Consider the following 14523-nt stretch of genomic DNA (forward strand, 5'->3'; position numbering starts at 1 on the left):
ATGGCTGAGAAGAAAGTCAATTATGGCTGGATCATCGTTGCCTACGGAGTGCTGTGCATGCTGGTTCTTCATTACGGCACCATAGGCAGTCAGGCCATATTTTTATTACCGATTACAGAAGATATGGGGGTCAGCACAACAACGCTGACCCTCGCATCTACATATGGCACAGTTGTAAGCCTGATCGTCACACCTCTGGCCGGAAAACTGATGGATCGGAAAAGCATCCGGAAGCTGATGTTCATGGGTGTCCTGGGGACTGGCCTAACCATGGTGGCGCAGAGTTACATGACGTCTGTGCATATTTATTATCTGATCATACTGATCCGGACAGCGCTCAACCCGTTTGCGTTAATGATGCCTTTTGCCGCTCTGACGGCAAGGTGGTTCACGAAAGAGAACCGTTCATTCGCAGCCAGCATCGTTTTTGTGGGAATCAGCCTTGGCGGTGTACTTTTATCGAATCCCCTGGCAGCGCTGATCGAAAGCATTGGCTGGCGGCTGACTTACCGCTATTATGGCCTGACTGCCGTGGCGGTGCTTGCTCCGCTGACATTGCTTTTGATCCGCGATTATCCCGATCACTATGAAGAGATGATTCGGGCGGAGGAACCAGAAGCCGCCGGCGGGAAGGCGGATTTTTTGTCACTGTTCAAAGACGTGCGCTTCCTGCTTATCTGCGTGGGCATGGGCTGCATTTCCTTCATTGGCTGTTCCCTGTACCATATTTCCTCTTACGTGCAGTCACTTGGATACGATGCTCAGTTCGGCGCCTTCATTATTTCCTTATATAATTTTGCCTGCATTTTTTCAAAGATGATCATGGGCCGGCTTTTTGACAGAAGAGGTTTGAGAGCCGGGATTTTGTTCGGTGCACTTGGAATTGCCGGCTCTTATTTCCTTATGGCAATCTCCATTTTTAAGTCCAGCGCACCGTTTCTGATCGTTATCGCCCTGTTCTACGGAATCGGGAACACCTGCCAGAGCATCACTGCGCCATCGCTGGTGTCGGGAGTTTTCGGCGTTAAAAATTACAGCGAAATCTATGCGAAGCTGACGACCGTTACCATGGTCGTCAGTGCGGTGAGCACTCCGCTTTTATCGGCCATCTATGAGGCCAGTGGAAATTATTTTGCCGCCTGGGCCGTCTGTTTCGTGCTGTCCGTGGTTTCAACGGCCAGTCTCCTTGCAGTCAGCCGTATCTGCCAAAAGTGACCGGGGGTTCATCTCCGGGCATAAAAACAGTGCCGCCAAAAAAATGGCGGCAGAAAGGAGATTTCATATGGAACTATTTGCGGCGCTTTGTGAAAAAATCTGGATCGTTATGATGCTTACAGCCTTCTTTGTCTGTCTGGCGAAAGGATGGCTAAAAAAGGGCTTTTATCTGACAAGCGATCAGGCGCAGGAGGCCGAATACAGAGAAGAACGGCAAAAAGAGAGATTGTCAGAAAAAGCGAAGGTCAAAAAGCTTCCGTCATGAAAGGAACGGGCCAAAATCAATCTCATAGACGGTGGAAGGCCGCCCGGCGCCGTTTAAGTTGACGGTTCTGACCGGGCGGGCCAGGCCGCCGTCCGCCAGCTTTAAAAGAATGCGCGCGGCGCTGCGCGGGGTGATTTCCAGAAAATACACCAGGTCGCCGGAAGTGAATTCGTACATGTTCCTGGTTTTTTGAAGGGACATGAGCTTTTCTAAGTTGACGGCGGCGATTCCCAGGGATTTTGCCAGGGAAAATACATGGGCATCCGGCTGGAGACCGTAGCTTATGGAGCGGTTGCTGTTTAACGGCCCTACCATCTCCTGAGATTCCGTAACGAGGTAGGTATAATGGTGCTTGTCCCGGCTGCATTCGGCCAGGGCTCTTTTTGCGTTTTTGTAGGCGGCCACAATGTCAAAGCCGATTCCCCACCCCAGTTCCGGAGGAAACGGGAGAGCCTTGTGAAGCTCGCTGGAAAGCAGGCATTGGGTATAGTTTTGGGTGAGGCTTTTGACTTCCATGCTGGAGGTGGTGACCTCGAAGCAGGGGCCGTTTTTCCGGATCAGGATGTTCTGGCTGTGTTTCATGGAGAAGGCGTCTAAGGCCTTTCTCAGCCGGTCATAGGTTTCCTGGCTCTGGTTTTCTGCGGGAACCTTTACGATACAGCAGGCCACCAGGGAATTCTGGAGCAAGGATTCCTTGATGTCGGCAAGGAGCGCATGGAAATGTTCCAGGATGGTCTCTGAGGACGGCATCAGAAGGACGTGGGGAATCCCTTCCTTTTCAAGCTGTTCGGCCAGGTTGGTAAAGCGGGTCACGAGGATATCAAAGACCTTTTCCTTCCAGAGGGCCCGGTAAATGTCCATGGAACGCTCATAGATGGGCGAGCGCAGGAAGCGCCGGTGTTCCAGCGGAGTGTGGCCGATTGGTGAATGGGGGGGGGTAATTGCCGTAATCAAAAATATTGCGGAAAACAGCGGGATCCACGATGGTGTCAAAATAGACGCGGGAGAAGTCGAGCCCCGGATTTGCTGCAAAAAGCCGGGCCGCGGCCAGATAAAAATCCCGGTTTTCCAGGTCGATGCAGCGGGACGGCTTCGGGATGGGGCCGATGTTTTCCTGGACATACTCCCGCGGGATCGGCCCGCTGAAAAGGATCCCGTCGAATTTCCGGCTGTTTTTTTCATAGAGCTTTCCAAGCTCCGCCATGGATTCGTAAGGAAAATAGGTGACAGTGCAGCGGCGGCGCATCTCCTGATCGACGGTGCGGATATTTTCCAGGGACTGCCTGGCCGTAAAAATTCCGATGGAAATTGGCATATGGGACACCTCGCATGGTAAAAATTTTCCTGCATGGGATTACATCTATTGTATCGAATCCGGCATCAGGTGTAAACCTCATTTGAAAAGCCAGAACAGAAAAATTGATCGCATCCGCCTGATTTATTAGCACTCATCCAATCTGAGTGCTAAATTTCTGTTGACATTTTCCTTCCAGGGTATTACAATATTCCATGTCGCAGATGGTTTGGGAGTTTTCTGCGGAATCAGAGGAATATTTCTGTTTATACTTTATATATAGAAGGAGTGATTTACCATGGCAAAGACGGGAAGCCTTTCCATCAACAGTGAGAACATTTTTCCGATTATCAAAAAGTGGCTGTATTCCGACCACGATATTTTCTACCGTGAGTTAATCAGCAACGGCTGTGATGCCATCACGAAGTTAAAGAAACTGGCGTTAATCGGAGAGTACGAGGAGCCGGAACAGACGGAGTACAAGATCCAGGTGACGGTGAACCCTACGGACAAGACCATCAAGGTGACGGACAACGGCCTTGGAATGACTGAGGAGGAGGTTGACGAGTACATCAACCAGATCGCCTTTTCCGGCGCCCAGGATTTCTTAAACAAGTATAAGGACAAAGCCAATGAAGACCAGATTATCGGCCACTTCGGCCTCGGCTTCTATTCGGCGTTCATGGTGGCTGACCGCGTAACCATCGACACCCTTTCCTGCCGCCCGGATGCGAAAGCCGTTCACTGGGAGTCCGAAGGCGGAAGCGAGTATGAGATGACGGACGGGGACAAGGACACCGTCGGAACCACCATCACCCTGTACTTAAACGACGACAGCACCGAGTTCTCCAACCTGTACCGCGCCCGCGAGGTCATCGAGAAATACTGTGCCTTCATGCCGGTGGAAATCTATTTAAACGACGAGACGGCGGAGCCGGAGTATGAGACCATCGAAAAGGACGAGCTGACGGAGAAGGACACCATCGTCGAGACCATCGTGGAAGAAGCGAAGACCGAGGAAAAGGAAAACGAGGACGGGACGAAGGAGACGGTGGAGATCTCCCCGGCTACGGAAAAATATAAGATTTTAAAACGCCCGGAGCCCTTAAACGACATTCATCCGCTCTGGAACAAGCACCCCAACGAGTGCACCGAGGAGGAGTATAAGGAGTTCTACCGGAAGGTATTTTTAGACTTCAAGGAGCCGTTATTCTGGATCCACCTGAACATGGATTATCCGTTCAACTTAAAAGGCATCCTGTATTTCCCGAAGATCAACATGGAATATGAGAGCATCGAGGGAAAGATCAAGCTCTACAACAGCCAGGTGTTCATCGCCGACAACATCAAAGAGGTTATTCCGGAGTTCTTAATGCTCTTAAAGGGCGTCATCGACTGCCCGGATCTGCCGCTTAACGTGTCGAGAAGCGCCCTTCAGAACGACGGCTTCGTGAAGAAGATTTCCGACTACATCACGAAGAAGGTGGCCGACAAGCTGACCGGCATGTGCAAGACCGACCGGGAGACCTATGAGAAATACTGGGACGATATCAACCCGTTCATCAAATTCGGCTGCTTAAAGGATGAGAAATTCGCCGAGAAGATGAATGACTACGTCATCTTTAAGAACCTGGAGGGCAAGTACCTGACCTTGAAGGACTGCCTGGAGGCCAACAAGGAAAAAGGCCATGAGAACCAGATTTTCTATGTGACGGACGAAAAAGAGCAGAGCCAGTACATCAACATGTTTAAGGAGGCAAACCTTGACGCCATCATCCTGCCTCACGCCATCGACTCGCCGTTTATCACCCATCTGGAGCAGAAGAACGAGGGCGTGAAATTCATGCGGATCGACGCCGACGTGAATGAGACCTTTAAGGAGAAGTCCGAGGAGACAGAGGAAGCCAAGGAGCAGGAGAAGAAGGAGACGGAGTCCCTGACGGAAATTTTCCGGAAAGCGCTCGGAAACGACAAGCTGGAAGTGAAGGTGGAGAAGCTTAAAAATGCATCCCTCTCTTCGATGATTACCGTGTCCGAGGAAAGCCGCAGGATGCAGGAAATGATGAAAATGTACAGCATGTACGGCGGCGGGGCCGACATGTTTCCGGCGGCGGAGACACTCGTTTTAAATGCTAACAACAGCCTGGTAAAATACGTCCTGGAACATAAGGACGGCGAGCTGACAGGAAAAATCTGCGAACAGCTTTATGACCTGGCGAAGTTAGCCCACGGAAGCCTGTCCCCAGAGCGGATGACGGGATTCATCGCAAGAAGCAATGAGCTGATGCTCAAAATGGCTGGAGAACAGTAAATGGTTTCGGGATCCCGGGGCGGCAGGCGGCCGTCCCGGGGTCTTTGGATAAGGAAAACATATGGAATTTACGAAAAAAGAGTACAGAAGAACATTTGCCGGATTGGGATTGGCGCTCTGCCTTCTGGAGGTTCTGAGGGTTTTTGGGAGCCTCCTCTATGAGTATGTCCTGAACCGGGTCTGGAACCAGGAAACAGGCGTATCCGGCCTGCTCTCCTGGCTTTTTGCTTCCCCCTGGACGGATACCCTGGTGCAGTATGTGTTCGTGCTTGGGGTTCCCTACCTGCTTATCATGGCGCTTTTAAAGCGCATGCCGAAGGCGGAACGGTGGAAGGACAGCCTGCCGCCGGGGATTTTTGTGGCGGCCCTCGTCATGTCCCTTGGCCTTGGCTATCTTCTCAATCTCACCGGGGTCTTTATAAACAGCGGCGTGTCGCTCTTTACGGGAAAGCCGGCAGATGAGATGAACCCAGTGACTGACATGATGAGCGTCCTCACGCCGTCCATGGTGATTTACACCTGCCTTCTGGGCCCGTTCATGGAGGAGCTTCTGTTCCGCGGCGTCCTTCTTTCGCGGGCCAGAAAGTTCGGCGACAGGACGGCCGTGCTGTTTACGGCAGTTCTTTTCGGCCTGATGCATGGGAACCTCAATCAGTTTCTGTATGCGGCCGCCATCGGCATCGTGTTCGGCTACGTGGCCGTTTATACAGGGCGGATCCGTTATACGGTGATGCTTCATATGATGGTGAATACGTATTCCGTGATCCTTTTAGCCGGGGAAGAGCTTCTTTTATCGACTGGCCTGGTGATTCCGCTCGTGGGCTATGGGCTTATGATACTGCTGTCCGTCGTCCTTTTGATCTGCGGCGCCGTCACCTGCATCTGGCTTTACGGGCGGGAGGCCATCATGCGGATGGGCATGACGGAAGCCGCGCCGCCCTCCTGGCGGAAGTATGCGTGGCTCAATGTGGGCTTCCTGCTTTATCTGGCTTTCGGACTGTTCCAAATGATGTTATATCTTCTGTATTAAGTATTGACTTTCACTTTCCTGCACTCTATAATATATGGTAATTGATACTATGTCACAAGATTTTCAATGTGACAGAATAGAAGTGCTGGAGGAAGAAGATGCGGTATAAGATTATTGGCGACAGTTGTCTGGATTTGACCGAAGATCTGAAAAAGGACAGTCATTTTGAGATGATTCCGTTTACCCTGATGGTGGGGGATAAGCAGTTTATCGACGACGAGAGCTTCAACCAGAAGGAATTTTTAAAGATCGTAAAAGAATGCCCGGAATGCCCGAAGACGGCGTGTCCGTCGCCGGAGATGTTTAAGGAGGCGTACCACTGTGAGGAGGAAAACGTCTTCGTCATCACGATTTCCGGCCCCTTAAGCGGAAGCTACAACAGCGCCGTCCTTGCGAAAACCCTCTACGAGGAGGAATACGGGAAGAAGAACATCGCCGTCATCAATTCCGAGTCGGCTTCCAGCGGGCAGATGAGCATTGCCCTCTTAATTAAAGAGCTCTGTGAGCAGGGACTCCCCTTCGAGGAAGTGGAGAAGCGGGCACTGGCGTACCGGGATGAGATGAAAACATACTTTGTTCTGGAGACGCTGGATACCCTGAGAAAGAACGGACGTTTGACGGGGCTTCAGGCGTTTTTTGCGACGAAGTTAAATATCAAGCCGGTCATGAGCGCCGAAAAGGGCGTCATCATCAAGTTAGATCAGGCCCGCGGCATCCAGAAGGCCCTTCAGAAGATGGCGGAGATCATGATAAAAAACGGCGGGGACACGGCCTCCAAGCGGCTGGTGATTTCCCATTGCAACGCGCCGGAGCGGGCGGAGTATGTGAAAGAAAAGCTCTGTTCCATGGCGAAATTCCGCGAAGTGCTGATTACGGAGACAGGCGGCCTTGCGACAGTGTATGCAAATGACGGCGGCGTAATTGTGGTGTTGTAAAAAAAGGCAGACGTTTTCGGACGTCTGCTTTTTCATGGCGGCGCCAGGGTGCGCGCGTTCCCAGCCAGCCGCGCTCGGGCATCGGAACACACCCGTTATGCCTCATCATATTCCATGCCCTGAAAAATCCCGTTTTCCTTCAGATACCGGTGGAGCCCGTTTAAAACCTTCTTTTTGTCGGCGCTCCATAAAGGGGCGGCCAGAAGGCGCTTGGGCCCGTCGCCGGTGAGCCGGTGGACGACGGTTTCCGGCGGAAGGAGCTTTAAGCAGTCCCCGGCCAGGGCGAAGTATTCGTCCATTTCCAGTGTTCGGAAGGCGCCGGACTCATAGAGGGGGAAGAGATCTGTCCCCTTTAATACGTGAAGAAGCTGGAGCTTGATGCCGTCGACCCGTTTCCCGGCCAGATAACGGACGGTTTTTAGCATGTCCTCCCGGGTTTCGCCCGGAAGGCCGAGGATCACATGGATGATGACCGGGATTCCGGCCGCTTTTAACCGCCCGTATGCGTCCTCGAAGACGTCTAAGGAATAGCCGCGGCGGATGAATTCCGCCGTTTTTTCATGGATGGTCTGGAGGCCCAGCTCGATCCAGACCGGCTTTTTCTGAGACAGCTCATTAAGGAGTGCAATGGTTTCCGGCGGCAGGCAGTCGGGCCTGGTGGCGACGGAGAGGGCACAGACGTCGGGAAGCGCCATGGCCTCGGTAAAGAGGGCGCGAAGGTACGGAAGCGGGGCGTAGGTATTGGTGTAGGACTGGAAGTAGGCGATGTAGGAGGCATCGCCTTTTATTTTGCCTGCCACGAGCGCTTTGGCCGCTTTTGCCTGCTCCTTTACGGACGCAGTGCGGGGCGCGGCAAAGTCGCCGGAGCCGCCTGCGCTGCAAAAAATGCAGCCGCCGCTTCCGGCTGTCCCGTCCCGGTTGGGGCAGGTCATGCCGCCGTCTAAGGAGAGCTTATAGACTTTTTTTCCGAAGGTCTCTTTCAAATGGAAATCCAGGGAATGATACGGCTTCCCGTTCCAGGTCTGTTTCATTGATTTTCCCACCTTCTCAGAGAAAGTTTGTATTGCTGGCCGATAAAAGGTATTATATAATGAAAAAAGATTAGTTTTCAAGTGCCTGAAATATAAAGGAGAATCAAAATGGAGAAGAGAGAGCTTTTGGAATGCCTGAATGGCGGGAAGGCATCGGCCTTTTTTGAAAAGATGTACGGCGCCCAGGGAGCGGAGGCCAACAGGGAGCGGTACGTTCATGTGCTGGAAAAGTTTACGGAGACCTTTGACGAAACGGATATCAGCCTGTTCACATCGGCGGGGCGGACGGAGATCAGCGGGAACCACACGGATCACAACCACGGAAAGGTGTTAGCCGGCAGCATCAACTTAGACTGCGTCGGCGCTGCGGCTGCAAACGGCACGGACGAGGTAAACATTGTCAGCGAGACCTACAACCAGAGATTTACGATCCGTTTAAGCGACCTTTCGCCCAGCGAGAAGATGGCCGGAACCATCGACCTGACGAAGGGCATGCTGGCCGGTTTTAAAGAGATGGGATATGCGGTCGGCGGCTTCGACGCCTACATAACGAGCAATGTCATCAGCGCGGCCGGTGTCAGCTCTTCGGCAGCCTATGAGATGTTAATCTGTTCCATGGTGAACGCCTTTTTCAACGGCGGCGCCATCGACGTCGTCACCTATGCCCATGTGGGGAAATATGCGGAAAACAAGTTCTGGAACAAGGGCTCCGGCCTTCTCGATCAGATGGCCTGTGCCGTGGGCGGCATGATTACCATTGATTTTAAGGATCCCTTAAAGCCGGTTGTGGAAAAGATTGACTATGATTTCGGCGCCCAGGATCACAGCCTGATTATCGTCCAGACGGGAAAGGGGCATGCGGATTTGAGCGAAGAGTATTCCTCGATCCCCAACGAGATGAAAAAGGTGGCCGCTTTCTTCGGAAAAGAGGTGTGTGCCGAGATTTCCGAGGAAGACGTCCTCGGAAGTATCAAGGAAGTCCGAAAGGCTGCCGGCGACCGGGCCGTGCTCCGCGCCCTCCATTTCTTTGAGGAGAATAAGCGGGTCGAGGCTGAGGTGGCCGCCCTGAAGGAGAACCGGTTTGGCGACTTCTTAAAGGAGATCACCGCCTCCGGCAATTCCTCCTGGAAGTGGCTCCAGAACTGTTATGTGAGCGGAAGCGAGGAACAGGGCATCACGACGGCCCTTGCTCTGACGGAGCTGTTCCTTGCAAAGAAGGGCTGCGGCGCCTGCCGCGTCCACGGCGGCGGCTTTGCCGGCGTTATCATGGCGATTGTGCCGAACGGGATTGCGGACGAGTACATTTCCTACATCGAACATGCCATGGGCGAGGGAAGCGCGTACCGGATGAGCATCCGGCCTTACGGCGCCGTCTGCGTGGACGGGTATATTAAGCCGTGAGGATGCAATTTTTAAGAGGCCTTTTCCTGGCGGCTGCCCTTTCGCTCTGCCTTTCGGCATGTGAGCGGCCGGGAGAAGAAGAAACCATCCCCCTTGCCATCGGGGCTTCCGAAGAGGGGAGCCGCATGTACCGGACGGGAATGGCCGTGGCAGACGCGGTGAATGGGACGATTGCCGGGGCCAGGGCGGCCGCAGAGGAGACGAAGGGCGACCCGCTCCAGATTTTGGGGCTTAAGGAACGAACCCTCTCCATGGGGCTAGTCTCCGGAAAGACGGCCTACGACGCCTTTTACGGCCTTGGCGCTTACGAGGGCGCGCCCATGGAGGAATTACGGGCCATCGGCGCCGTCGGCATGTATGTGTCGGTGTGGACGGCAGGCGAGGAGACGGGAATAGAGGCGGTTTCTGACCTTCCGGGGAAGTGCCTGGCTGTCGGGGACGAGGCGTCCATGACGGCGGAGGCATCGGCCTGCCTGTTTTCTGTCCTGGGAATCGACGGGGAAAATACGGAGCTTTGGGCGGCCGGAATCGGAAAAGGGACGGCTGCGGCGGCAGAGGGAAGCGCAGATGCGGCCCACGGCTTTGACCTGGCGCCCATGGCCGGGCAAGAGGCGGCCGTTGCGGACGGAACCGTTCGGATTTTGCCTTATGAGGCGGAAACCGTCCAGGAGCTTGTGGGAGCGTATCCATGGTACTGCGGCGCGCATCTTCCGGCCGGGACGTATGCGGGCCAGAAAGAGGACGTACAGACCTTCGGTATGAAGGTTCTCTTATGCGTGCGCGCAGACATGGAAGATGAGCTGGCGTACCAGACGGCCATGGCGCTGGACATAAAGGGAGATGCCATTGCGGCCGCGGAGCCCTGGCTTTGGGCGGCGGCCGATAAGGAGGCCCTGTGCAAGGAGCTTCCCATTCCGCTCCATGAGGGCGCGGAGGCATATTATCGGGAAACCGGATATTTAAAATAAATCATGTATTAGGAGGGGTTCGTTATGTTGTACAAGCAGTTTATTGAGTTGTTTGACATCTTAGACAGCGCGGAGGCGTCCGGCGCCCAGGTGAAGGCGTATCTGGAGGGCATCCGTCCGGAGTGCAGAGTGGAGACGTATCCGCTTGAAGGGCCGAAGGGCCACACGGACATGGTGCGCGTCCTGATCCCAGGGAAAAACGGGAAGTCTTCCGGCGGCACGGCAGGTACCATCGGTATTTTAGGCCGTCTCGGCGGACTCGGCGCGAGACCGGAAAAGATTGGCTTTGTGTCGGACGGCGACGGGGCCATCACGGCCCTTGCCATTGCGGCAAAGCTTCTCGATATGCAGAACAAAGGCGACTTCCTGGAGGGCGATGTGTTCATTTCCACCCATGTGTGCCCTGATGCGCCGACGACGCCCCACGAGCCGGTGCCGTTCATGAATTCGCCGGTGGAGACGTGGCAGGTGAATCAGGAAGAAGTGACGGATTCCCTGGATGCCGTCCTGGTGGTGGATACCACAAAAGGGAACCGGATCATCAACCACAGGGGCTTTGCCATTTCCCCGACGGTGAAGGAGGGCTATATTTTAAGGGTCAGCGAGGATCTTCTCGACGTCATGCAGTCGACCACGGGAAAGCTTCCCCATGTTTTTGCCCTGACCCAGCAGGACATCACGCCATACGGCAACGGGCTTTACCACTTAAACAGCATCCTTCAGCCGGCGACGGCGACGAAAGCGCCGGTGGTAGGCGTGGCGATCACCACGGAGACGGCGGTGGCCGGCTGTGCGACGGGCGCCATCCATCTGGAGGATCTGGAGGACGCGGCCAGGTTCATGCTGGAGGCGGCAAAGGAATTTGGAAGAGGCGCATTAAAGTTCTACGACGAAGAGGAGTATGGACGGATCCAGGCGCTTTACGGCTCCATGGGACATTTCCAGACACTTGGAAAGAAAGCAGAATAAGACAAAAGGTTCGCATATGGGCAGCAGACGGGACAATGTCTGCTGCCCTTTCCTGCGTGAGGGGCTGTGCCCTGGCCTGAGTGTGCACCAGATGCACAATTTTTTTGCGTAAAATGAGCTGTCTGACACAATTGTTTGATTTTTACGGATAACTGTAAATATTATACAAAAATGATGTAAAATGTCGAAAAACAATAAAAAAGACTGGTAAACGCTGAAAAGTCTGTTAAAATCGTGTTGAAAGGAGGTACTTCAAAAATGAATATGGACAAGTTTGAGCAGTATCTAAGGGGGACGAATCTCTCGGAGAACACGATTGCTTCATACAGCTTTGCAGTGAAGCAGTATTATCGCCAGTACGATACGGTTACAAAAAGGAAGCTGCGGGAATACAAGGTTTGGCTCATCGAGAATTACAAGCCAAAAACTGTAAACCTGCGGCTTCGTGCATTGAACTGTTATCTGGAAAGTATTGGGAGAGATGAGTGGAAAATGCAGTTTGTGAAAGTACAGCAGAAGGCGTTTCTGGAGAATGTCATCAGCGAAGCGGACTATGAATACTTCAAAACGTGTCTGTGGCAGGACGGAGAGCAGTTCTGGTATTTCGTTGTCCGTTTCATGGCGGCTACGGGCGTGCGGGTCAGCGAGCTGATACAGATCAAGGCGGAGCATGTGAATACAGGCTATGTGGATCTGTATTCCAAAGGGGGCAAGCTCCGAAGGATCTACATACCGCAGGCGCTGAGGGAGGAGGCCCTTGCCTGGCTGGAGGAGAAAGGCCAGACAAGCGGTTTCCTCTTTTTGAATAAGCAGGGCAAGCGGATTACCACCAGGGGGATTGCCGGGCAGTTAAAGGTTCTGGCACAGCGGTACGGCCTGGATACGGCCGTGATTTATCCCCACTCCTTTAGACATCGGTTTGCAAAGAGTTTTCTGGAGCGGTTTAATGACATCGCGCTGCTCGCGGATCTCATGGGGCATGAGAGCATCGAGACGACGCGGATCTATCTGAGACGGACGAGTACGGAACAGCAGGCCATCGTTGACCATGTGGTGAGCTGGTAGAAAGTTTCCCGCCCCGCATGCGAAACTGTCTCCATGCAGGACGGGAATTTCAGAACTTGTTAATAAAATTGAAAGAAATAACGAGCCGGGAGCCGGGGAAATAATTTGACAGGGAGTACCATGATTTGATAAAATAATTACTGATACGCAAAGGAACAGAAATCATACGCCCCCGGCGGGCAATGGAGACAGACAGTATGGCGGATGAAGAGAACGTAAAGGAAAAAAAGACAAAGGCTCAGCCCGAGGACAATATCGAAAGGCTGAAAAAGATAAAGAAGAAAAAAGAGCTCGGAAATTATCCCAAGTATCTGGCAGCGGCAGGAGCCGCTATTGTGGTGGTTTCGGCTGTGGCCGTGATCGGGACGCTAATCGGAAAAAGCGCCGGCGGGGCCGGGACAATAAAGGTAGAAACCGTGGCCGCGTCCCTTGAGACGACGGCGCCGGTGGAGACGGAGCCCTCAGAGCCACAGACCATCGTGCTGGAGACGACCCTTTCGGAGGAAGAGATCCAGGAGAAGGAGCAGGAGGCAGCCGTGAAGTCCGTCCTGGACGGATATGCCAATCTGGGTATCGCCGGCGTGTCCGGCTACCTGAATGTGCGGAAGACGCCGGAGGCCTTCGGCGAGGTGATCGGGAAGCTGCCGGCTGGCGGTGCATGTGAGATCATCGACACGTCGACGGAGGGCTGGTACAAAATTTCTTCCGGCGGCGTTACCGGCTATGTCAGCTCCCAGTATATTTACACGGGAGACCAGGCGAAGGAAAAGGCGGCCGAAGATGTGAAGGAGCGGGCCATCGTGGAGGTGGACAAGTTAAATGTCCGTTCGGAACCGAGCCAGGAGGCCGAAATCGTCGGCCAGGTTTTAAAAAACGAGCGGTACGAGATCCGCGGGGAAGAGGAAGGCTGGATCCAGATTGCGGACGGCTATATCTCCTCGGATTACGTGGAAATCCGCTATGCCTTAAACGAAGCGCAGAAACAGGATATGAGGACGACCGTCTTCAATCTTTATGATAATCTCGGCGTGTCCAACGTGACGAATTACCTGAATATCCGGAACAAGCCGAGCGAGTCGGACGGAAAGATTATCGGAAAGCTCCCGAGCAATGCAGGCTGCGATATTCTGGAGACTTCCGAGGACGGCTGGTACAAGATCCGTTCCGGGAAGATCACCGGGTACGTGAAGTCGGAGTACATCCTGACCGGCCAGGCCGCAAAGGACAAGGCTCTTGAGGTGGCAGAGCTGATGGCCATCGCCAACACCGACGGCGTCAACGTCCGTTCCGAACCGAATACGGAGTCCAGTATCTGGACGCAGATCTCCAATACCGAGAAGTTCCTGGTAGTGAGCCAGATGGACGGATGGGTGGAAATCGAGATCGATGACAGCAATGCATTTATCTCCTCGGATTACGTGGATGTGCAGTATGCGTTAAACGAGGCGATCCCCTATACGCCGGTGGTTGAGCAGACAAAGAGCACGGGCGGAAGCTCCGGTTCGTCGGGCAGCAAGGGCAGCTCTTCCTCAAGCGGCGGCAGCAGCTCCTCCGGCGGAAAGACGAGCGGCGGCTCTTCCTCCTCCGGACAGAGCGCAGGCTCCAGCGCAGGAAGCGTGTCCTCGACGCGTGCCCAGATTGCCAACTATGCCGTACAGTTCGTGGGCAACCCGTATGTATGGGGCGGAACCAGCCTGACAAACGGTGCGGACTGCTCCGGATTTACCATGTCCGTCATGGCGCACTTTGGCATCTCCCTGCCGCATAACTCGGCGGCGCAGGCCAACTGCGGACGGAGTATCTCCTCCAGTGAGATGAGGCCGGGCGACCTGATCTTCTACGGCGGCAGCAGCGGTTCCATCAACCACGTTGCCCTCTATATCGGAAACGGGCAGGTATGCCACGCGTCCAGTGCGAAGACAGGAATTAAGATTTCCACATGGAATTACAGAAGCCCAGTGAAGATCGTCAATGTGTTAGGTGACTAAAAAAGACAGGCTCTGCCGCTTCCGGCAGAGCCTGTTTGCACGTTTTGGCCG

At 53.9% G+C, this 14523-nt stretch carries 13 protein-coding genes; 10 read left to right on the forward strand and 3 right to left on the reverse strand.

The window, feature by feature from the left end; genetic code table 11:
• Nucleotides 1-1215 (forward strand): MFS transporter, encoded by a 1215-nt coding sequence (locus KE531_11990; GenBank protein ID MBR9954322.1) that lies wholly within the window; start codon nt 1-3, stop codon nt 1213-1215.
• A gap of 67 nt (nt 1216-1282) precedes the next feature.
• Complete coding sequence (locus tag KE531_11995; protein ID MBR9954323.1) at nt 1283-1480, forward strand: hypothetical protein; 198 nt, start codon at nt 1283-1285, stop codon at nt 1478-1480.
• On the opposite strand, the gene KE531_12000 is transcribed toward KE531_11995, so the two are convergent.
• Both KE531_12000 and KE531_12005 read right to left on the reverse strand, forming a co-directional pair.
• The gene (locus KE531_12000) at nt 1475-2341 is read right to left on the reverse strand and encodes a hypothetical protein (protein ID MBR9954324.1); all 867 of its coding nucleotides are present in this window, start codon (nt 2339-2341) and stop codon (nt 1475-1477) included. The two genes, KE531_11995 and KE531_12000, sit on opposite strands and share 6 nt — an antisense overlap.
• A 7-nt stretch (nt 2342-2348) precedes the next feature.
• Nucleotides 2349-2795 carry a hypothetical protein gene (locus tag KE531_12005; GenBank protein ID MBR9954325.1) on the reverse strand — a complete coding sequence of 149 codons (447 nt, stop codon included), beginning with the start codon at nt 2793-2795 and terminating at the stop codon, nt 2349-2351.
• Between the two features lie 277 nt (nt 2796-3072).
• On the opposite strand from KE531_12005, the gene htpG reads away from it, so the two are divergent.
• The 3 genes from htpG (at nt 3073) to KE531_12020 (ending at nt 7050) form a co-directional block, all read left to right on the forward strand.
• The gene (gene htpG, locus KE531_12010) at nt 3073-5085 is read left to right on the forward strand and encodes a molecular chaperone HtpG (protein ID MBR9954326.1); all 2013 of its coding nucleotides are present in this window, start codon (nt 3073-3075) and stop codon (nt 5083-5085) included.
• Nucleotides 5086-5146: 61 nt separating this feature from the next.
• On the forward strand, nt 5147-6115 hold the full coding sequence (locus tag KE531_12015) for a CPBP family intramembrane metalloprotease (protein MBR9954327.1): 969 nt from the start codon (nt 5147-5149) through the stop codon (nt 6113-6115).
• Nucleotides 6116-6213: 98 nt separating this feature from the next.
• Nucleotides 6214-7050 carry a DegV family protein gene (locus KE531_12020; GenBank protein ID MBR9954328.1) on the forward strand — a complete coding sequence of 279 codons (837 nt, stop codon included), beginning with the start codon at nt 6214-6216 and terminating at the stop codon, nt 7048-7050.
• 95 nt (nt 7051-7145) lie between these two features.
• Here the strand turns inward: KE531_12020 and KE531_12025 are convergent, their stop codons facing one another.
• Nucleotides 7146-8081, reverse strand: a complete 936-nt coding sequence (locus KE531_12025) for a TIGR01212 family radical SAM protein (protein ID MBR9954329.1) — start codon at nt 8079-8081, stop codon at nt 7146-7148.
• A gap of 108 nt (nt 8082-8189) precedes the next feature.
• Here KE531_12025 and KE531_12030 point away from each other — a divergent pair, with 108 nt between their 5' ends.
• From KE531_12030 to KE531_12050, 5 genes are all read left to right on the forward strand, one after another.
• The gene (locus KE531_12030) at nt 8190-9482 is read left to right on the forward strand and encodes a galactokinase (GenBank protein MBR9954330.1); all 1293 of its coding nucleotides are present in this window, start codon (nt 8190-8192) and stop codon (nt 9480-9482) included.
• On the forward strand, nt 9479-10450 hold the full coding sequence (locus tag KE531_12035; GenBank protein MBR9954331.1) for a TAXI family TRAP transporter solute-binding subunit: 972 nt from the start codon (nt 9479-9481) through the stop codon (nt 10448-10450). The genes KE531_12030 and KE531_12035 overlap by 4 nt, the downstream gene beginning before the upstream one ends.
• 24 nt (nt 10451-10474) lie before the next feature.
• The gene (locus KE531_12040) at nt 10475-11419 is read left to right on the forward strand and encodes a DUF1177 domain-containing protein (protein ID MBR9954332.1); all 945 of its coding nucleotides are present in this window, start codon (nt 10475-10477) and stop codon (nt 11417-11419) included.
• A 264-nt stretch (nt 11420-11683) separates the two neighbouring features.
• Nucleotides 11684-12484, forward strand: coding sequence for a tyrosine-type recombinase/integrase (locus KE531_12045; GenBank protein MBR9954333.1), 801 nt, complete (start codon nt 11684-11686; stop codon nt 12482-12484).
• A 197-nt stretch (nt 12485-12681) separates the two neighbouring features.
• Nucleotides 12682-14472: an SH3 domain-containing protein gene (locus KE531_12050; GenBank protein MBR9954334.1), complete on the forward strand. Its 1791-nt coding sequence runs from the start codon at nt 12682-12684 to the stop codon at nt 14470-14472.
• Nucleotides 14473-14523 lie beyond the last annotated feature (51 nt).

The sequence above is a fragment of the Eubacteriaceae bacterium Marseille-Q4139 genome (assembly GCA_018223415.1).
Classification (GTDB): domain Bacteria; phylum Bacillota; class Clostridia; order Lachnospirales; family Lachnospiraceae; genus CABSIM01.